Raw genomic sequence first — 18,870 nt, 5'->3', positions numbered from 1 at the left:
CTGATGAAGCAGCGTCAGGTGATGGTCTACACCCACGACTCCATCGGTCTGGGCGAAGACGGCCCGACGCACCAGCCGGTTGAGCAGGTGGCTTCCCTGCGCGTGACGCCGAACATGAGCACATGGCGTCCGTGTGACCAGGTGGAATCGGCGATTGCGTGGAAATACGGCGTTGAGCGTCACGACGGCCCGACGGCGCTGATCCTGTCGCGTCAGAACCTGGCGCAGCAGGAGCGTACGGCGGAGCAGCTGGCGAACGTTGCCCGCGGCGGCTACGTGCTGAAAGATTGCGCCGGCCAGCCGGAGCTGATCTTCATCGCCACCGGTTCAGAAGTTGAGCTGGCGGTTGCCGCGTGGGACCAGCTGTCTGCGGAAGGGGTGAAGGCGCGGGTAGTTTCCATGCCGTCCACCGACGCGTTCGACAAGCAGGATGCGGCGTACCGTGAATCGGTGCTGCCGAAAGCGGTTTCGGCTCGCGTGGCGGTGGAAGCGGGTATCGCCGACTACTGGTTCAAATACGTGGGGCTGAACGGCGCCATCGTCGGCATGACCAGCTTCGGCGAGTCTGCGCCGGCTGAGCTGCTGTTCGAAGAGTTCGGCTTCACCGTTGAGAACGTGGTCGCTAAGGCGAAAGCGCTGCTGTAGTTCTGAGCAACGCGCGCCGCGAGGCGAGTATAAGAATAAGCCGGGCTAACGCCCGGCTTTTTTGTTGCTGTTATTCCCGATGCTCGTCATGAAGCTGCATATTATTCCAGTGAAAATGTGATGTAGGTCAGATTACAGGCTTCTCGTGCTGGACAAGCATTCCTTTTATTCCGCGTTTGGCTTATTCTAGCTGAAGCGTTTCAGTCGTCTAAATGTTCGACAATTAATCAATCAGTCGCAGTTTGCGACGGGTAAGGTTTCCCTCCGGGCGTTGCTGGATTACTCTGTCAGCCACCTCACATCAGGGATAACCTTGCAGGAGACCTATGACCATACGCATTGCGATTAATGGCTTCGGTCGCATAGGACGCAACGTGGTTCGTGCTTTATATGAATCCGGGCGTCGTGCGGAAATTACCGTGGTGGCAATCAACGAGCTGGCGGATGCTGCGGGCATTGCGCACTTATTGAAATATGACACCAGCCATGGGCGCTTTGCCTGGGACGTTCGCCAGGAGCGGGAGCAGCTTTACGTTGGCGATGACGTCATTCGCCTGCTGCACGAAGCTTCAATAGAGGCGCTACCCTGGCAAGAGCTGGCGGTGGATATCGTACTTGATTGTACCGGGGTTTACGGCAGCCGTGAGCATGGCGAAGCCCATCTTCAGGCTGGCGCGAAGAAGGTTATCTTTTCGCATCCCGGCGGTAACGATCTCGATGCCACCGTCGTGTTCGGCGTTAACCATGATGAGCTACGTGCAGAGCACCGTATTGTCTCCAACGCCTCCTGCACCACCAACTGCATTATTCCGGTCATTAAGCTGTTAGATGATGCCTATGGCATTGAGTCAGGGACGGTAACAACGATCCACTCCGCCATGCACGATCAGCAGGTTATAGACGCCTATCATCCGGATTTACGCCGTACGCGTGCGGCCAGTCAGTCAATTATTCCGGTTGATACTAAACTTGCGGCGGGGATCGCACGTATTTTCCCTCAGTTTAACGACCGTTTTGAAGCGATTGCGGTTCGCGTACCGACGATAAATGTGACGGCGATCGACCTGAGCGTGACGGTGAAAAAACCGGTAAAGGCTAGTGAAGTCAACCAGTTGCTGCAAAAAGCAGCGCAGGGAACATTTCATGGTATAGTTGACTATACGGAATTACCGTTAGTCTCGACAGATTTTAACCACGATCCGCACAGCGCCATCGTTGATGGCACCCAGACGCGGGTGAGTGGGGCGCATTTGATCAAAACGTTGGTCTGGTGCGATAACGAATGGGGCTTTGCTAACCGGATGCTCGATACGACGTTAGCGATGGCCGCTCAAGGTTTCAGGTAAAGTGCGTGAGCGCTTGCAAAACTTTATGAATCAACGAGAGGATTCACCATGTCTGTAATTAAGATGACCGATCTGGATCTGGCTGGTAAACGCGTTTTTATCCGTGCCGATCTGAACGTACCAGTTAAAGACGGTAAAGTAACCAGCGACGCGCGTATTCGTGCTTCTCTGCCGACCATTGAGCTGGCTCTGAAGCAGGGCGCTAAAGTGATGGTCACTTCTCACCTGGGTCGTCCGACCGAAGGCGAGTACAACGAAGAATTCTCTCTGCTGCCGGTTGTTAATTACCTGAAAGACAAACTGTCCAACCCGGTTCGCCTGGTTAAAGATTACCTGGACGGCGTTGAAGTTGCCGCCGGTGAACTGGTTGTTCTGGAAAACGTTCGCTTCAACAAAGGCGAAAAGAAAGACGACGAAGCGCTGTCTAAAAAATACGCCGCGCTGTGCGACGTATTCGTTATGGATGCCTTCGGTACCGCCCACCGTGCCCAGGCTTCTACCCACGGTATCGGTAAATTTGCCGACGTAGCCTGCGCCGGTCCTCTGCTGGCTGAAGAGCTGGACGCGCTGGGTAAAGCGCTGAAAGAGCCGGCTCGCCCGATGGTTGCCATCGTCGGTGGTTCTAAAGTTTCCACTAAGCTGACCGTTCTGGACTCGCTGTCTAAAATCGCTGACCAGCTGATTGTCGGCGGCGGCATTGCCAACACCTTCGTCGCCGCTCAGGGCCACAACGTGGGCAAATCCCTGTACGAAGCTGACCTGGTTGACGAAGCCAAGCGCCTGCTGACGACCTGCGACATCCCGGTTCCGACCGACGTTCGCGTGGCGACTGAATTCTCCGAAACGGCGACCGCAACCCTGAAATCTGTTAACGACATCAAAGATGAAGAGCAGATTCTGGACCTCGGCGACGTTTCCGCGCAGAAGCTGGCTGATATCCTGAAAAACGCCAAAACCATTCTGTGGAACGGCCCGGTCGGCGTGTTTGAGTTCCCGAACTTCCGTAAAGGCACTGAAATCGTGGCTAACGCCATCGCCGACAGCGAAGCGTTCTCCATTGCAGGCGGCGGCGATACCCTGGCTGCAATTGACCTGTTTGGCATCTCGGACAAAATTTCCTACATCTCTACTGGCGGCGGCGCGTTCCTCGAATTCGTGGAAGGCAAAGTACTGCCAGCAGTAGCAATGCTCGAAGAGCGCGCTAAGAAGTAAGTTTGTACAGGCGGGTAACACCGCCTGTTTTTCAAATTCTATTCAATTGTCGCTCTAAATAATTCGCGCTGCCGGAAGGCAGCGACGCGGCGAACCCCGACGGCTTACGCAAGTGAGCGGCGGCGGTAAGCGAGGAAAGCCAACGCATCGGCAGCACGAATTGTGACGAGCAGAAACGGCCGAAGATACAGGACTACGTAACATGTCTAAAATTTTTGATTTTGTAAAACCTGGCGTGATCACTGGTGATGACGTTCAGAAAGTGTTCCAGGTAGCTAAAGAGAATAACTTCGCACTGCCAGCGGTTAACTGTGTGGGTACTGACTCCATCAACGCCGTTCTGGAAGCAGCTGCAAAAGCTAAATCTCCGGTTATCGTTCAGTTCTCTAACGGCGGCGCGGCGTTCATCGCTGGCAAAGCGGTTAAAACCGACGTTCCTCAGGGTGCGGCAATTCTCGGCGCTATCTCCGGTGCACATCACGTTCACCAGATGGCTGAACACTACGGCGTGCCGGTTATTCTGCATACCGACCACTGCGCTAAGAAACTGCTGCCGTGGATCGACGGCCTGCTGGACGCCGGTGAAAAACACTTCGCCGCTCACGGCAAACCGCTGTTCTCTTCCCACATGATTGACCTGTCCGAAGAGTCCCTGCACGAAAACATCGAGATCTGCTCTAAGTATCTGGCGCGCATGGCCAAAATGGACATGACTCTGGAAATCGAACTGGGCTGCACCGGTGGCGAAGAAGACGGCGTGGACAACAGCCACATGGACGCTTCTGCGCTGTACACCCAGCCGGAAGACGTTGATTACGCGTACACTGAACTGAGCAAGATCAGCCCGCGTTTCACCATCGCTGCTTCCTTCGGTAACGTACACGGCGTGTACAAGCCGGGCAACGTGGTTCTGACCCCGACTATCCTGCGCGACTCTCAGGAATATGTTTCTAAGAAACATAACCTGCCGCACAACAGCCTGAACTTCGTCTTCCACGGCGGTTCCGGTTCTTCTGCTCAGGAAATCAAAGACTCCGTAAGCTACGGCGTGATCAAAATGAACATCGATACCGACACCCAATGGGCAACCTGGGACGGTATCCTGCAGTACTACAAAACTAACGAAGCTTACCTGCAGGGCCAGCTGGGCAACCCGAAAGGCGAAGACCAGCCGAACAAGAAATACTACGATCCGCGCGTATGGCTGCGCGCTGCTCAGACGTCCATGGTGACTCGTCTGGAGCAGGCATTTAAAGAGCTGAACGCGATCGACGTTCTGTAAGAAAATTCTGTTTCTTGCCCTGAAGCCCGCTTAACTGCGGGCTTTTTCGTTTCCAGGCGAAAGGATATACCGGGGGAAACTGTGATCGACTTGGCAAAACAGGCGCTTATTGTTTACCCTTAACCTACCTGCCGTTTTGCAGGCCTGGTTTTTTTATTTCCCGCCCGGGTATTTATAAGGAATGTTAAATGGAAGATTTGAACGTTGCCGATAGCATACACAACGCCAGCTCGTGGCTGGTGCGTAATCAGGAGCTGCTCCTGAGCTATGTCGTCAATATCGTCGCGGCGATCGCGATTATTATCGTCGGGATGATCGTGGCGCGCATGGTGTCGAACACGGTTAATCGTCTGATGCTGGCGCGTAAGATTGATGCCACCGTTGCCGATTTTCTTTCCGCGCTGGTGCGCTACGCCGTTATCGCCTTTACCCTGATTGCCGCCCTGGGCCGCGTCGGCGTGCAGACGGCGTCGGTGATTGCCGTACTCGGTGCCGCTGGTTTAGCCGTTGGTCTGGCGCTGCAGGGCTCGCTGTCTAACCTTGCCGCCGGCGTGCTGCTGGTGATGTTCCGCCCGTTCCGCGCGGGTGAATACGTCGATCTCGGCGGCGTGGCCGGTACCGTGCTGAACGTGCAGATTTTCTCCACCACCATGCGTACGGCCGATGGCAAAATCGTGGTGATCCCGAACGGTAAAATCATCGCCGGTAACATCATTAACTTTTCGCGTGAACCGGTTCGCCGCAACGAATTTATTATTGGCGTTGCCTACGATGCCGATATCGATAAGGTGAAGCAGCTGCTGACCAATATTATCGAATCAGACGATCGTATCCTGAAAGATCGTGAAAGGACCGTACGCCTGAATGAGCTGGGCGCGTCGTCGGTTAACTACGTGATCCGCGTCTGGAGCCAGAGCAGCGATCTGCAAAGCGTTTACTGGGATGTTCTGGAGCGTATCAAGCGCGACTTTGATGCCAACGGTATCAGCTTCCCGTACCCGCAGATGGACGTGCACGTGATCCGTCCGCAGGAGCAGGCGGAGTAGTTCAGCGCCCGTAGTCGATAAAGGCCAGCGCCCGCTGGCCTTTAGCAGAACATCGTTATTAGCATCGCTTATTAATGATTAATATTATCAATTTCCTCTAATGATTTGTTCGCGCTATATTCACCTGCATTAACGACCTCATCGGAAAAACCACTATGTTATCGTATTACTTTCAGGGGCTTGCCCTGGGAGCGGCTATGATTTTGCCGCTTGGCCCGCAGAATGCGTTTGTGATGAATCAGGGGATTCGCCGCCAGTATCATCTGATGATCGCGCTGCTGTGCGCGATTAGCGATCTGCTGCTGATCTGCGCCGGTATTTTTGGCGGCAGCGCGCTGCTGATGCAGTCGCCGTGGCTGCTGGCGCTGGTCACCTGGGGCGGCGTGGCCTTCCTGCTGTGGTACGGTTTCGGCGCGCTGAAAACGGCTTTTAGCGACAATCTGGAACTGGCGAGCGCGGAGGTGATGAAGCAGGGGCGGTGGAAAATTATTGTCACCATGCTGGCGGTCACCTGGCTGAATCCGCACGTTTACCTCGATACCTTCGTGGTGCTCGGCAGCCTGGGCGGGCAGCTGGCGGTTGAGCCGAAGCGCTGGTTTGCGCTCGGCACCATCAGCGCCTCGTTCCTGTGGTTCTTCGGCCTGGCCCTGCTGGCGGCCTGGCTGGCGCCGCGTTTGCGCACTGCCCGGGCGCAGCGGATCATTAACGTGCTGGTTGGCCTGGTGATGTGGCTGATCGCCGTCCAGCTGGCGAAAGACGGCTTTTTACACGTACAGGCGCTGCTCAACCAGGCTTAGTCCGATGGACTTTTCGCTTATACGCGTTAAGCTTGCCGGCATGCGTCCGTATATGGGCGACCAATGTAGATGGAGAAACGACAGTGAAGTTAAAGCTCATGGCCCTGGCGGCAGCAATCGGATTCAGCTCAATGGCAGCTCAGGCAAATGAATTGCCAAATGGCCCCCACATTGTGACCTCGGGTACCGCCAGCGTTGCTGCGGCGCCCGATATTGCGACCCTGGCAATTGAAGTCAACGTGGCCGCGAAAGACGCCGCATCGGCGAAAAAGCAGGCCGACGATCGCGTTGCGCAATACCTCTCTTTCCTGGAAAAGAACGGCATCGCCAAAAAGGATATCAACTCCGCGAACCTGCGCACCCAGCCTGACTATGATTACCAGAATGGCAAAAGCATCCTGAAAGGCTACCGTGCTGTGCGCACCGTCGAAGTGACGCTGCGCCAGCTGGACAAGCTTAACGGCCTGCTGGACGGCGCGCTGAAGGCCGGCCTGAACGAAGTTCGCTCGGTATCGCTGGGCGTTGCGCAACCGGATGCCTATAAAGATAAGGCGCGTAAGGCGGCCATCGATGACGCCGTGCACCAGGCGCAGGAGCTGGCTGCCGGCTTCCACGGCAAGCTGGGTCCGGTTTATAGCATTCGCTACCACGTCTCGAACTATCAGCCGAGCCCGATGGTGCGCATGATGAAAGCCGCCGATGCCGCGCCGGTTTCCGCCCAGGAAACCTACGAGCAGGCGACAATTCAGTTTGACGATCAGGTGGATGTGGTCTTTGAGCTGCAGCCAACCCAGCCGGCTCAGCCGGCGGCGCCGGAGAAACCGGCCGCCGCGGCGCAGTAAGCCAGATGCAAAAAAGCCCCTTCAGCTGAAGGGGCTTTTTTTATGCCCGAGGTTTAGTCCTGGCGCAGCACCTTGTGCCCGTAAGCAATTAGCGCATCGGTGACCCGGCGCATCATCCGGCTTTCCGGCGCGAAGCGATGCCAGTAGAGCATCCGGCGCTGGAACAGGCCCGGCGTTAAATCGATAAGCTCGCCGCTGTTCAGCTCTTTTTCGATCTGCAGATGCGGGATCATACAGCAGGTGGTGCCCTGACGGGCGAGCTGCACAAAGGCTTCCGATGAGTTAACGATATGGCAAGGCACGCTGCCCGGCGGCAGATCGAAGTTCTGCTGCAAAAACGCCTGATGCATGTCGTCGAGATGATCGAAGGCGACTACCGGCGCTTTGAGCAGCGCCGAGCGGGTTACGCCGTTGGGAAAATAGCGTTGCGCAAACTCTTTTGAAGCGACAAACAGGTAGTCCAGCGCTCCGAGCTGATCGACCAGGCAGCTTGGCAGCGCCTGCGGCTGGATACTGACCGCCCCGACCACCTCGCCGCGGCGCAGGCGCTCCTGGGTTCGGGTTTCGTCTTCCACCTGCAGATTCAGGCGAATAGGGGAGTCGGAAAGCACGCTGGAGAGCGCCGGCAGCAGCCAGGTCGCCAGGCTGTCGGCGTTCACCGCCAGCGACAGCAGCAGCGGCGTCGAGCCGGTTTGCTCATCGCCCAGCCACTCCTCTTCCAGCAGCTCAACCTGGCGCAGCAGGGCCAGCAGCTTCTGCCCTTGCTCGGTAGGACGCGGCGGTACGGTACGCACCAGCAGCGGCTGGCCGAACATGTTTTCCAGCTGTTTAATACGCTGAGAGACGGCGGACTGTGTAATGCATAGCTTCTGCGCGGCGCGCTCAAACCCACGTTCTCTTATCACCGCGTCCAGCGCTTGTAGTGTTCTGTAGTCCGGTCGTTTCATTGTTCTGGCGTACCCCCATAACTTTTCATTAACTTGCACTATGACATAAATTTCTTTTTGATGAAGACGAAAATAGTCTGCTCAGATGTGTGATCCCCGTCGCAGGGACAATAACACCCCCGATGTTCTATAATGCGCCTCAGGTATTCACATCTCGGACCATAATCATGACGCAAGATGAACTGAAAAAAGCAGTAGGCTGGGCGGCATTGCAGTATGTTCAGCCGGGCACCATCGTGGGTGTCGGCACCGGCTCCACGGCCGCGCATTTTATTGATGCGCTGGGCACAATGAAAGGGCAGATTGAGGGGGCCGTTTCCAGCTCCGATGCCTCCACCGAAAAGCTGAAGAGCCTGGGCATTCCGGTTTTCGATCTCAATAGCGTCGACCGTTTAGGTATTTACGTGGACGGTGCGGATGAGATCAACGGCCATATGCAGATGATTAAAGGCGGCGGCGCGGCGCTCACCCGCGAGAAGATTATCGCCTCGGTTGCGGACAAGTTTATCTGTATCGCCGATGCCTCCAAGCAGGTCGATATCCTCGGTAAATTCCCGCTGCCGGTAGAAGTTATTCCTATGGCCCGTAGCGCCGTGGCGCGTGAGCTGGTGAAGCTCGGCGGCCGTCCGGAGTACCGTCAGGGCGTGATTACCGATAACGGTAACGTTATCCTCGACGTTTTCGGCCTCGAGATCCTCGACGCTATCGCGCTGGAAAATGCCATTAACGGTATTCCTGGCGTCGTGACGGTGGGGCTGTTCGCCAACCGTGGCGCCGATGTCGCGCTGATCGGCACCGCCGATGGCGTTAAAACCATCGTAAAATAATCCGTTCGGAGGGAGCGAATCGCTCCCTCGCAAATATTTTTTCTCCAGGCTGAATTTGGTGACTTCTGTCACATTTATGCAACTAGCCTGAGTAACAATCTACCTTTCTTTCCCTTTCTGGTTTTTTGTCCTGCTATTTCCCTCTGTGTGATATTTCTTCAGGACGTCGACGCAAACGTTCATATTGCTGCGATAGTTTTTTTTGATATGTTGCTGGGATGAAGTGTCGTTCCACACGACATCAGATAAGACAAAAACAGGACGGGGAAATGGCTAAGGTATCACTGGAAAAAGACAAGATTAAGTTTCTGCTGGTTGAAGGTGTGCATCAAAAGGCGGTGGATAACCTCCGCGCTGCAGGCTATACCAACATTGAATTTCACAAAGGCGCGCTCGATAGCGAAGCGCTGAAAGCATCAATCCGTGATGCCCATTTCATTGGCCTGCGCTCCCGTACTCACCTGACGGAAGAAATTTTCGCTGCCGCAGAAAAGCTGGTCGCCGTTGGCTGCTTCTGCATCGGTACTAACCAGGTCGATTTGGACGCGGCGGCAAAACGCGGCATCCCGGTCTTTAACGCCCCGTTTTCTAACACCCGCTCCGTTGCCGAACTGGTCATTGGCGAGCTGCTGCTGATGCTGCGCGGCGTCCCTGAAGCGAACGCCAAAGCGCACCGCGGCGTGTGGAACAAACTGGCGGTCGGCAGCTTTGAAGCGCGCGGCAAAAAGCTGGGTATTATCGGCTACGGCCATATCGGCACGCAGCTGGGCATTCTGGCCGAATCGCTGGGGATGCACGTCTATTTCTATGATATTGAAAGTAAACTTACGCTCGGTAACGCCACCCAGGTGCAGCATCTCTCCGACCTGCTGAACATGAGCGACGTGGTGAGCCTGCACGTGCCGGAAAATGCCTCCACCAAAAATATGATGGGCGCGGAAGAGCTGGCGCTGATGAAGCCTGGCGCGCTGCTGATCAACGCCTCTCGCGGTACCGTGGTCGATATCCCGGCGCTCTGCGATGCGCTGGCGAGCAAGCACCTGGCGGGCGCGGCCATTGACGTCTTCCCGACCGAACCGGCCACCAACAGCGATCCGTTCACCTCGCCGCTGTGCGAGTTTGACAACGTGATCCTGACGCCGCATATCGGCGGCTCTACCCAGGAAGCGCAGGAAAATATCGGTCTGGAAGTGGCGGGCAAGCTGGCGAAGTACTCCGACAACGGCTCAACCCTTTCCGCGGTTAACTTCCCGGAAGTGTCGCTGCCGCTGCACGGCGGCCGCCGTTTGCTGCATATCCACGAAAACCGTCCCGGCGTGCTGACCGCCATCAACCAGATCTTTGCCGCTCAGAGCATCAACATCGCGGCGCAGTATCTACAAACCACCCCGCAGATGGGCTACGTGGTTATCGATATTGAAGCCGAAGAGGATGTAGCGCAGCAGGCGCTGCAGGCGATGAAGGCGATTCCGGGCACCATCCGCGCGCGTCTGTTGTTCTGATCCACATCGAGGATCCCTGCGGGGATCCCTTTAACCTATGCATAAATCACTACTGAATACCGGCGTTCTCCTCCTGCTGCTGATCCTTGCATGGACGGGATGGGGGACTCACGATCGCCTGACGTGGCTGATGGAAGTGACGCCGGTCATTATTATCGTTCCGCTGCTGCTGGCGACGCGTTCGCGCTATCCGCTCACCCCGCTTCTGTACACGCTTATCTTCTTTCACGCCATCATTCTGATGGTCGGTGGGATGTATACCTACGCCAAAGTACCGATTGGTTTTGACGTGCAGGCGTGGCTGAACCTAAGCCGCAATCCGTACGATAAGCTCGGCCACTTTTTTCAGGGGCTGGTGCCGGCGCTGGCGGCGCGGGAAATTCTTATTCGCGGCGGCTACGTCCGAGGGCGCAAGATGCTGTCATTTCTGGTCTGCTGCATCGCGCTGGCCATCAGCGCGACCTACGAGCTGATTGAATGGTGGGCGGCGCTGGCGATGGGGCAGGGGGCGGACGATTTCCTCGGCACCCAGGGCGACCCGTGGGACACCCAGTCGGATATGTTCTGCGCGCTGCTGGGGGCCTTGGCGACTCTCTTCCTGCTAGGCGGCCGGCATAACCGGCAGCTGAAGACGCTCGGCTACCAATAACCTACGCCCACTGCCACAGCTTCGAGGGCGTGATCACCGCGGGCAGCGGGATATCCCACTGCTCAGTCGGCAGTAGGTCAACCTGCTGGCAATCGTGGGCGTAGCCGACGGGCTGCAGAGGATACTGGCGCCAGTTTTGTAGCGTCCTGTCGTAAAATCCCCCGCCCATTCCCAGACGCTGGCCGAGCGCATCGAAGGCCACCAGCGGCGTAATCAGCACGTCCAGCTGGGACAGCGGCAGCACGTCGCGCACGTCGAGCTTTGGCTGGTGAATTTTCAGGCGGTTTATCACCAGTTCGCTTTGCGGATGGTAGTGTAAAAACAGCAGGTTTCCCGGGCTGAAAGGGTGGAGCACGGGGAGATAGACGCGTTTTCCCGCCCGCCACAGCTGCTCAATCAGCGGCTGGGTATCCAGCTCGCCGTCGAAGGAAAGAAACAGCGCCACGGTTCGCGCGAGGGTCACCGGCGGATAGGCCATCATGCGGTTCGCACCCAGCGCGGCAAAACTGGCCTGCTGTTCAGGCGTCAGCGCGCGTCGAAGCTGGCGGATGTGCTGGCGAATCTGCTGTCGGATTGAGCGGGTATCAGAAATTTGGGTCATGAAAGATCGCCTGATCTGGCATTATCACGTCACGACGTGAGCCGGTTATGCATGTAGGCGTAGTGTAATACAGAGTAGGTGTAATGCTGAATCTGAAGTGGTGCGAAATGAAGCGCTAAAAGAAGGGAATCTCCGAGATGCCGCCGCAGGCTGTAACCCTTGAACCCTTGGTTCAAGGTGAATGCGTCGTCACAGTTTTAAGGCTTCTCGGACGAACCGAGCATGCTCACCAACCGTGGAGCGCCACATTCTTGTGGTATGAAATATCGGCTCAGGGGACTGGCCCGCTTGCAAACATCTCAGAGAAATTTTGTTCTTGCGATTACTCTAACACAGTTAATTGCAAAGTGTTATTCAAACTTTGGCCCGGTTCTTTCGCTTATGCGACCTTGCTCAAGCAACGCTTGTTCGATGGTCTGCTGAAGCATCCGAATACGCTGTTCCATACTGGAGGCGTAGTCGCGGGTTTTCGCTTTTTCCTGAGTTAACTCATAGCTGATGTTCAACGCGGCGATGAAGACCAGCTGCTCAGTATTTGTGACTCTAGTGCGTTCTTTTAAATCTTGCAACCGCTGATTCAGGTCGTCAGCTGCCTGACTCAAGGCATCCCTTTGTTCAGGCGGGCAATTCACGCGAAGTGAACGGCCAAAAATTTGGAGATCGACGGGTTGTGCAGACATGCCACCTTCCTGCTGATTGACTGCGCGGCCTTCACGCCCATACCCGGGGCTACGAAGGGGCGACACTATAGCTACCCTGATGCGAAGGTACAAGCCCTATTCTGGTTCACCAGGGTCCAAAGTGGTAGCATATCATGAATATTCCTCCCAACGATGACGAATGCGCATGTCTATACAGAACGAAATGCCTGGTTACAACGCCGTAGACCAGTTACTGAACCAACAGGGCGTGGGCTTAACCCCGGCCGAAATGCACGGTTTGATCAGCGGGATCCTGTGCGGTGGTAATAAAGACAGCAGCTGGCAGCCGCTGGTGCACGACCTGACGAACGAAGGTCTCGCGTTTGGCCACGAGCTGGCGCAGTCTCTGCGCAACATGCATTCCGCGACCAGCGACTCGCTGGAAGACGATGGCTTTCTGTTCCAGCTCTATCTGCCGGAAGGGGATAGCGTGACCGTGTTTGAACGCGCCGATGCGCTGGCCGGTTGGGTTAACCACTTCCTGCTAGGCCTTGGTGTGACTCAGCCGAAGCTGGATAAGGTCAAAGATGAAACCGGCGAAGCCATCGACGATCTGCGCAACATTGCGCAGCTGGGCTACGACGAAGACGAAGACCAGGAAGAGCTGGAGATGTCGTTAGAAGAGATTATCGAGTACGTACGCGTTGCCGCGCTGCTGTGCCACGAAAACTTCTCGCGCCAGCAGCCAACCGCACCAGAAGTACGCAAGCCGACACTACACTAATTACGATTTGTTGAGGGGGCGTCATGACACAGCAGGAATTTCTTTCTCGTCGCCAGGCGCTGTTAGCGCAGATGCTGCCGGGCAGCGCGGCGCTTATTTTCGCCGCACCGGAAGCGGTACGCAGCGCAGATTCAGAATATCCCTACCGGCAGAATAGCGATTTTTGGTACTTCACCGGCTTCAATGAGCCTGAAGCCTTGCTGGTGCTGATTAAAAGCGACGAAACCCATAACCACAGCGTGCTGTTTAACCGCGTCCGCGATCTGACGGCAGAAATCTGGTTCGGTCGTCGCCTCGGGCAGGACGCCGCGCCCGCGAAGCTCGGCGTCGACCGCGCCCTGGCGTTCAGCGAAATTAACCAGCAGCTGTTCCAGCTGCTGAACGGCCTTGACGCCATCTATTTTGCGCAGGGCGAATATGCCTACGCCGATAAAATCGTCTTCACTGCGCTGGAGAAGCTGCGTAAGGGCTCGCGCCAGAACCTGCAGGCGCCAAATTCCGTCATCGACTGGCGGCCGATAGTGCATGAGATGCGCCTGTTCAAATCGCCAGAAGAGCTTGAGGTGCTGCGCCGCGCCGGAGAGATCTCCGCCCTGGCCCACACCCGGGCGATGGAAAAGTGCCAGCCGGGGATGTTCGAATACCAGCTGGAAGGCGAAATCCTCCACGAATTCAACCGCCACGGCGCCCGCTTCCCTTCCTATAACACCATCGTTGGCGGCGGCGACAACGGCTGCATTCTGCATTACACCGAAAACGAGTGCGAGCTGCGCGATGGCGATCTGGTGCTGATCGATGCCGGCTGCGAATACCGCGGCTATGCGGGCGATATTACCCGCACCTTCCCGGTTAACGGCAAATTTAGCCCGGCCCAGCGCGAGATTTATGACATTGTCCTCGAATCGCTGGAAACCGCGCTGACGCTCTACCGCCCTGGCACCTCTATTCAGGAGGTTAATCACGAAGTTGTGCGGATAATGATCGTTGGCCTGGTGCGCCTCGGCATCCTTAAAGGGGACGTTGAAGAGCTGCTCGCCAGTAATGCGCACCGCCCGTTCTTTATGCACGGCCTGAGCCACTGGCTGGGGCTGGACGTGCATGATGTCGGCCGCTACGACGCCGAGCGTTCGCGGGTTCTCGAGCCGGGCATGGTGCTGACCGTTGAGCCCGGCCTGTACATCGCCACCGATGCCGACGTGCCGTCGCAGTATCGCGGTATTGGTATCCGCATCGAAGACGATATTGTGATAACCGCTGACGGCAATGAAAATCTCACCGCCGGGGTGGTGAAACGCGCGGACGACATCGAAGCGCTGATGGCCGCGGCACAGCGATCATGAGCGTGCTGATCGTTGGCGGCGGAATGACCGGCGCGACCCTGGCCCTGGCTATCTCCCGGCTGACCGACGGCGCGCTGCCGGTCCATCTGGTAGAAGCGGCGGCGCCGGAATCATCGAAGCATCCAGGATTTGACGCCAGGGCGATTGCGCTGGCGGCAGGCACCTGCCAGCAGCTGGCGCGCGTCGGTATCTGGCAGGAGATCGCCGACTGCGCGACGCCGATCCAGCGCGTGCACGTCAGCGACCGCGGCCACGCGGGGTTCGTCACGCTGGACGCTCAGGACTATAGCCTGGCGGCGCTGGGCCAGGTCGTTGAGCTGCACGACATCGGCCAGCGCCTGTTTGCGCAACTGCGCGAGGCGCCGGGTATTAGCCTGCACTGTCCGGCAAAAGTAGAGAACGTCAGCCGCTGGGAGGAGGGCGTCAGCATCACCCTGGACAGCGGCGAAACGATCGACGGCAGGCTGCTGGTGGCAGCGGACGGATCGCGCTCGACCATCGGCGCCCGCTGCGGTATCAGCTGGCAGCAGCAGCCCTACCAACAGCTGGCGATTATTGCCAACGTCAGCACCGCTTTGCCCCACGAGGGGCGCGCCTTTGAGCGGTTTACCGAGCACGGTCCCCTGGCGATGCTGCCGATGTCGCAGGGCCGCTGTTCGCTGGTGTGGTGCCACCCTCACTCCCGCTATGACGACGTCCTGAGCTGGTCGGACGAACGTTTTTGCCAAGAGCTGCAGCAGGCGTTTGGCTGGCGGCTGGGGCGGATTACCCACGCCGGGGCGCGCAGCGTTTATCCGCTGGCGTTAACCACCGCCAGCCGCGCCGTTTCCCATCGCCTGGCGCTGGTCGGCAACGCGGCGCAGACGCTGCATCCCATTGCCGGGCAGGGGTTTAACCTCGGCCTGCGCGATGTGATGAGCCTGGCTGAAATTGTGGCCGAGGCCGGTACCAGCGGGCGCGATCCCGGCGATTACGCCTTGCTTGAGCAGTATCAGGCGCGGAGAGCGGACGATAAGTCCGCGACTATCGGCGTGACCGATGGCCTGGTTCATCTGTTTGCCAACCGTTGGGCGCCGCTGGTTGCGGGGCGCAACCTCGGCCTGATGGCGATGGAATTATTTACTCCGGCGCGCGATGCGCTGGCGCAGCGTACCCTCGGTTGGGTCCCCCGTTAAGGAGTTGAACGTGCAAAGTGTTGATGTTGCCATTGTGGGCGGTGGCATGGTGGGGCTGGCGGTTGCCTGCGGATTGCAGGGCAGCGGGCTGCGCGTCGCCGTTCTTGAGCAGGCTGAGCCACAGCCGCTGAGCGCCGATGCGCGGCCAGCGCTGCGGGTCTCGGCGATTAACGCCGCCAGCGAGAAGCTCCTGAGCAAGCTTGACGTCTGGCCAGCCATTATCGCCCGCCGCGCCAGCTGCTATCACGGAATGGAAGTGTGGGATAAAGACAGCTTTGGCCACATCAGCTTCGATGACCAAAGCCTGGGCTTCAGCCACCTCGGACACATTATTGAAAACGCAGTCGTTCACCACGCGCTGTGGCAAAAGGCGCAGCGCTGCTCTGACGTCACGCTGCTGGCCCCGGCGCAGCTGCAGCAGGTCGCATGGGGGGAGAACGAGGCGTTTCTCAGCCTGCAGGACGGCAGCATGCTCACCGCCCGGCTGGTGGTCGGCGCCGACGGCGCCAACTCGTGGTTGCGCAACAAGGCCGATATTCCGCTGACCTTCTGGGACTATCGCCATCACGCGCTGGTGGCCACCATCCGCACCGCGGAGCCGCATCGGGCCATCGCGCGCCAGGCCTTCCACGGCGACGGTATCCTCGCCTTCCTGCCGCTCAGCGACCCGCACCTGTGCTCGATCGTCTGGTCGCTATCGCCGCAGGAAGCGGAGCAGATGCAGCAGGCGGACGAGGCGACGTTTAATCAGGCGCTGAATATCGCCTTCGATAACCGCCTTGGCCTGTGCCAGATTGAGAGCGAGCGAGAAGTTTTCCCGCTGACCGGCCGCTACGCGCGGCAGTTTGCCGCCCATCGTCTGGCGCTGGTTGGCGATGCCGCCCACACCATCCACCCGCTGGCCGGGCAGGGGGTGAACCTGGGCTTTATGGATGCCGCAGAGCTTATCGATGAGCTCAGGCGCCTGCACGCTCAGGGCAAGGATATCGGCCAGCATCTGTACCTCCGCCGCTATGAGCGCAGCCGCAAGCACAGCGCCGCGCTGATGCTGGCGGGAATGCAGGGCTTTCGCGAAATGTTTGCCGGCAGCCATCCGGCGAAGAAGCTGCTGCGCGATATCGGCCTCAAGCTTGCCGATACGCTGCCGGGCGTCAAGCCGCAGCTGATTCGTCAGGCGATGGGGCTAAACGACCTTCCTGGCTGGTTACGTTAAGCTCGTCACACTTCTCTCACCCGGCCTCGCGCCGGGTTTTCCCCTCTCATTTGAAATAATCTAATCTCACCCATTTTTTCGCATTAGTTTTATTAATGCCTCTCTTTTTTTGTTAAAGAAAATAGGCCCATTTTTTCGCATAAAATACCATCATGACCTGCTTTGTTCGGCGGTTATGTTAATTTTATGTGGCATTAATCGCTTTTTTCCAGTCAATAATTCTGTAGGATTTTCGGCGAGTTTTGGTCATAAGCTAATGTGATGTCCTGATTTACCTTATGGTTTAGTGCCGGTTTCGGTGGTAAGTTCAGGCAAAAGATAACGTTTGCGTCGGCGCCAGCGAAGGGCCTCGACGCCGGATTTCGCGGGGCGAAATCGCCGCAAAAAAGTAGCTGGTTCCGTTTTATTCGACGAGGAAAAGATGGCTCAACAGACTCCGTTGTATGAACAACACACGCTGTGCGGTGCCCGCATGGTGGACTTCCATGGCTGGATGATGCCGCTGCATTACGGTTCCCAGATTGATGAACACCACGCGGTGCGCAGCGATGCCGGCATGTTCGACGTCTCGCACATGACCATCGTCGACTTCCGCGGGAGCCGGGTGCGCGAGTTCCTGCGCTATCTGCTGGCTAACGATGTGGCGAAGCTCACCGTCCCGGGCAAAGCGCTATACAGCGGAATGCTGACCGCTTCGGCGGGCGTTATCGATGACCTGATTGTCTATTTCCTGACGGAAGACTATTTCCGCCTTGTTGTTAACTCCGCGACGCGCGAAAAAGACCTCGCCTGGATCGGCCAGCAGGCTGAACCCTATGGCCTGGAGATAACCGTGCGCGACGATCTGGCGCTGATCGCCGTCCAGGGCCCGCAGGCGAAAGAGAAAGCCGCCACCCTGTTTAGCGAGCAGCAGCGCCAGGCCGTTGCCGGCATGAAGCCGTTCTTTGGCGTGCAGGCGGGGGATTTATTTATCGCCACCACCGGCTATACCGGCGAAGCGGGCTACGAGATTGCGCTGCCGAAAGAGCAGGCCGCCGATTTCTGGCGCAGCCTGCTGGACGCGGGCGTGAAGCCCTGCGGTCTCGGCGCTCGCGATACGCTGCGCCTGGAAGCCGGGATGAATCTGTACGGCCAGGAGATGGACGAAGGCGTCTCCCCGCTGGCGGCGAATATGGGCTGGACCATCGCCTGGGAACCTGCCGATCGCCGCTTTATCGGTCGCGAAGCGCTGGAGCTGCAGCGCGAAAAAGGCACCGAGCAGCTGGTTGGTCTGGTGATGACCGAGAAGGGCGTACTGCGCGGCGGTTTGCCGGTGCGCTTTACCGATGCTGACGGTAATCAGCAAGAGGGCATTATCACCAGCGGGACGTTCTCCCCGACGCTGGGCTACAGTATTGCACTGGCACGCGTGCCGGCGGGCATCGGTGAAACGGCTGTCGTACAAATCCGTAACCGCGAAATGCCGGTAAAAGTGACTAAACCCGTTTTTGTGCGTAACGGCAAAGCCGTTGCGTGATTCCCCCTTTTGGAGATGAATTGATGAGCAACGTACCAGCAGAACTGAAATACAGTAAAGAACATGAGTGGCTGAGCAAAGAGGCTGACGGCACCTATACCGTTGGCATCACCGAACACGCGCAGGAGCTGCTTGGCGATATGGTTTTCGTCGATCTGCCGGAAGTCGGCGCGGCGGTTGAAGCCGGCGATGACTGCGCCGTTGCGGAGTCGGTAAAAGCGGCCTCGGATATTTATGCCCCGATTAGCGGCGAGATCGTGGCGGTGAACGAAGAGCTGAACGACTCCCCGGAGCTGATTAACAGCGAACCGTACGCCGCTGGCTGGATTTTCAAAATCAAAGCCAGCGATGAAGCTCAGGTCGCGGCGCTGCTGGACGCGACGGCCTACGCCGCGCTGTTAGAAGACGAGTAGCTACGTCCATCCTTCACGCGACGGGCGCGTTAGCTTCCCGGCTAACCCGCCCGCTGGCGTCGCTGCCAGCCGCGTGAACGGTTTTACGTATT

Annotated in this window: 19 protein-coding genes and 1 other RNA gene; 16 read left to right on the top strand and 4 right to left on the bottom strand. The window is 57.6% G+C overall.

What is annotated here, in order from left to right:
• From EDF75_RS19450 to EDF75_RS19420, 7 genes are all read left to right on the top strand, one after another.
• The coding region (locus EDF75_RS19450; RefSeq protein ID WP_279538258.1) for a transketolase-like TK C-terminal-containing protein at positions 1–645 on the top strand (645 nt) is incomplete at its 5' end.
• 326 nt (positions 646–971) lie between these two features.
• Positions 972–1,991 carry an erythrose-4-phosphate dehydrogenase gene (epd, locus tag EDF75_RS19445; protein ID WP_041147173.1) on the top strand — a complete coding sequence of 340 codons (1,020 nt, stop codon included), beginning with the start codon at positions 972–974 and terminating at the stop codon, positions 1,989–1,991.
• Between the two features lie 48 nt (positions 1,992–2,039).
• Positions 2,040–3,203 (top strand): phosphoglycerate kinase, encoded by a 1,164-nt coding sequence (gene pgk, locus EDF75_RS19440; protein ID WP_041147172.1) that lies wholly within the window; start codon positions 2,040–2,042, stop codon positions 3,201–3,203.
• A 202-nt stretch (positions 3,204–3,405) separates the two neighbouring features.
• Positions 3,406–4,485 (top strand): class II fructose-bisphosphate aldolase, encoded by a 1,080-nt coding sequence (fbaA, locus tag EDF75_RS19435; protein WP_041147171.1) that lies wholly within the window; start codon positions 3,406–3,408, stop codon positions 4,483–4,485.
• Positions 4,486–4,673: 188 nt separating this feature from the next.
• A complete protein-coding gene (gene mscS / locus EDF75_RS19430; protein WP_133600570.1) occupies positions 4,674–5,531 on the top strand; it encodes a small-conductance mechanosensitive channel MscS in 858 nt (285 codons plus the stop codon).
• A 155-nt stretch (positions 5,532–5,686) separates the two neighbouring features.
• Entirely contained in the window at positions 5,687–6,328 is a 642-nt protein-coding gene (gene argO / locus EDF75_RS19425; RefSeq protein ID WP_045857126.1) for an arginine exporter ArgO, read from the top strand.
• Positions 6,329–6,411: 83 nt separating this feature from the next.
• On the top strand, positions 6,412–7,170 hold the full coding sequence (locus tag EDF75_RS19420) for an oxidative stress defense protein (protein WP_133600569.1): 759 nt from the start codon (positions 6,412–6,414) through the stop codon (positions 7,168–7,170).
• A gap of 53 nt (positions 7,171–7,223) precedes the next feature.
• On the opposite strand, the gene argP is transcribed toward EDF75_RS19420, so the two are convergent.
• Positions 7,224–8,117, bottom strand: coding sequence for a DNA-binding transcriptional regulator ArgP (gene argP / locus EDF75_RS19415; protein WP_041147167.1), 894 nt, complete (start codon positions 8,115–8,117; stop codon positions 7,224–7,226).
• A gap of 167 nt (positions 8,118–8,284) precedes the next feature.
• Here argP and rpiA point away from each other — a divergent pair, with 167 nt between their 5' ends.
• From rpiA to EDF75_RS19400, 3 genes are all read left to right on the top strand, one after another.
• Positions 8,285–8,944 carry a ribose-5-phosphate isomerase RpiA gene (rpiA, locus tag EDF75_RS19410; protein WP_045857130.1) on the top strand — a complete coding sequence of 220 codons (660 nt, stop codon included), beginning with the start codon at positions 8,285–8,287 and terminating at the stop codon, positions 8,942–8,944.
• Between the two features lie 269 nt (positions 8,945–9,213).
• Positions 9,214–10,446: a phosphoglycerate dehydrogenase gene (gene serA / locus EDF75_RS19405; protein WP_133600568.1), complete on the top strand. Its 1,233-nt coding sequence runs from the start codon at positions 9,214–9,216 to the stop codon at positions 10,444–10,446.
• Between the two features lie 37 nt (positions 10,447–10,483).
• Positions 10,484–11,095, top strand: coding sequence for a DUF2238 domain-containing protein (locus EDF75_RS19400; RefSeq protein ID WP_133600567.1), 612 nt, complete (start codon positions 10,484–10,486; stop codon positions 11,093–11,095).
• Between the two features lies 1 nt (position 11,096).
• Here EDF75_RS19400 and EDF75_RS19395 read toward each other — a convergent pair whose 3' ends face one another.
• The 3 genes from EDF75_RS19395 to zapA form a co-directional block, all read right to left on the bottom strand.
• The gene (locus tag EDF75_RS19395; RefSeq protein WP_133600566.1) at positions 11,097–11,696 is read right to left on the bottom strand and encodes a 5-formyltetrahydrofolate cyclo-ligase; all 600 of its coding nucleotides are present in this window, start codon (positions 11,694–11,696) and stop codon (positions 11,097–11,099) included.
• Positions 11,697–11,821: 125 nt separating this feature from the next.
• A non-coding RNA gene (ssrS, locus tag EDF75_RS19390) (6S RNA) lies at positions 11,822–12,005 on the bottom strand.
• Between the two features lie 41 nt (positions 12,006–12,046).
• The gene (gene zapA / locus EDF75_RS19385) at positions 12,047–12,376 is read right to left on the bottom strand and encodes a cell division protein ZapA (protein ID WP_041147162.1); all 330 of its coding nucleotides are present in this window, start codon (positions 12,374–12,376) and stop codon (positions 12,047–12,049) included.
• Positions 12,377–12,542: 166 nt separating this feature from the next.
• On the opposite strand from zapA, the gene EDF75_RS19380 reads away from it, so the two are divergent.
• The 6 genes from EDF75_RS19380 to gcvH all read left to right on the top strand — a co-directional run bounded on the left by EDF75_RS19380 (position 12,543) and on the right by gcvH (position 18,778).
• Positions 12,543–13,121: a YecA/YgfB family protein gene (locus tag EDF75_RS19380; RefSeq protein ID WP_133600565.1), complete on the top strand. Its 579-nt coding sequence runs from the start codon at positions 12,543–12,545 to the stop codon at positions 13,119–13,121.
• Between the two features lie 23 nt (positions 13,122–13,144).
• Positions 13,145–14,461, top strand: a complete 1,317-nt coding sequence (gene pepP / locus EDF75_RS19375) for a Xaa-Pro aminopeptidase (RefSeq protein WP_133600564.1) — start codon at positions 13,145–13,147, stop codon at positions 14,459–14,461.
• Positions 14,458–15,636 carry a 2-octaprenyl-6-methoxyphenyl hydroxylase gene (gene ubiH, locus EDF75_RS19370; RefSeq protein ID WP_133600563.1) on the top strand — a complete coding sequence of 393 codons (1,179 nt, stop codon included), beginning with the start codon at positions 14,458–14,460 and terminating at the stop codon, positions 15,634–15,636. Before pepP ends, ubiH begins: the two co-directional genes overlap by 4 nt.
• Before the next feature lie 10 nt (positions 15,637–15,646).
• On the top strand, positions 15,647–16,849 hold the full coding sequence (gene ubiI, locus EDF75_RS19365) for an FAD-dependent 2-octaprenylphenol hydroxylase (protein WP_133600562.1): 1,203 nt from the start codon (positions 15,647–15,649) through the stop codon (positions 16,847–16,849).
• A 421-nt stretch (positions 16,850–17,270) separates the two neighbouring features.
• A complete protein-coding gene (gene gcvT, locus EDF75_RS19360; RefSeq protein WP_133600561.1) occupies positions 17,271–18,365 on the top strand; it encodes a glycine cleavage system aminomethyltransferase GcvT in 1,095 nt (364 codons plus the stop codon).
• Between the two features lie 23 nt (positions 18,366–18,388).
• Complete coding sequence (gene gcvH, locus EDF75_RS19355; protein WP_133600560.1) at positions 18,389–18,778, top strand: glycine cleavage system protein GcvH; 390 nt, start codon at positions 18,389–18,391, stop codon at positions 18,776–18,778.
• The last annotated feature ends 92 nt before the right edge of the window (positions 18,779–18,870 follow it).

Source organism: Klebsiella sp. BIGb0149 (assembly GCF_004362605.1).
In the GTDB taxonomy this organism is placed as follows: Bacteria; Pseudomonadota; Gammaproteobacteria; order Enterobacterales; family Enterobacteriaceae; genus Klebsiella; species Klebsiella terrigena.
Note: the sequence above shows the minus strand (reverse complement) of the source record. Positions and strands in the feature narration are given on the sequence as shown.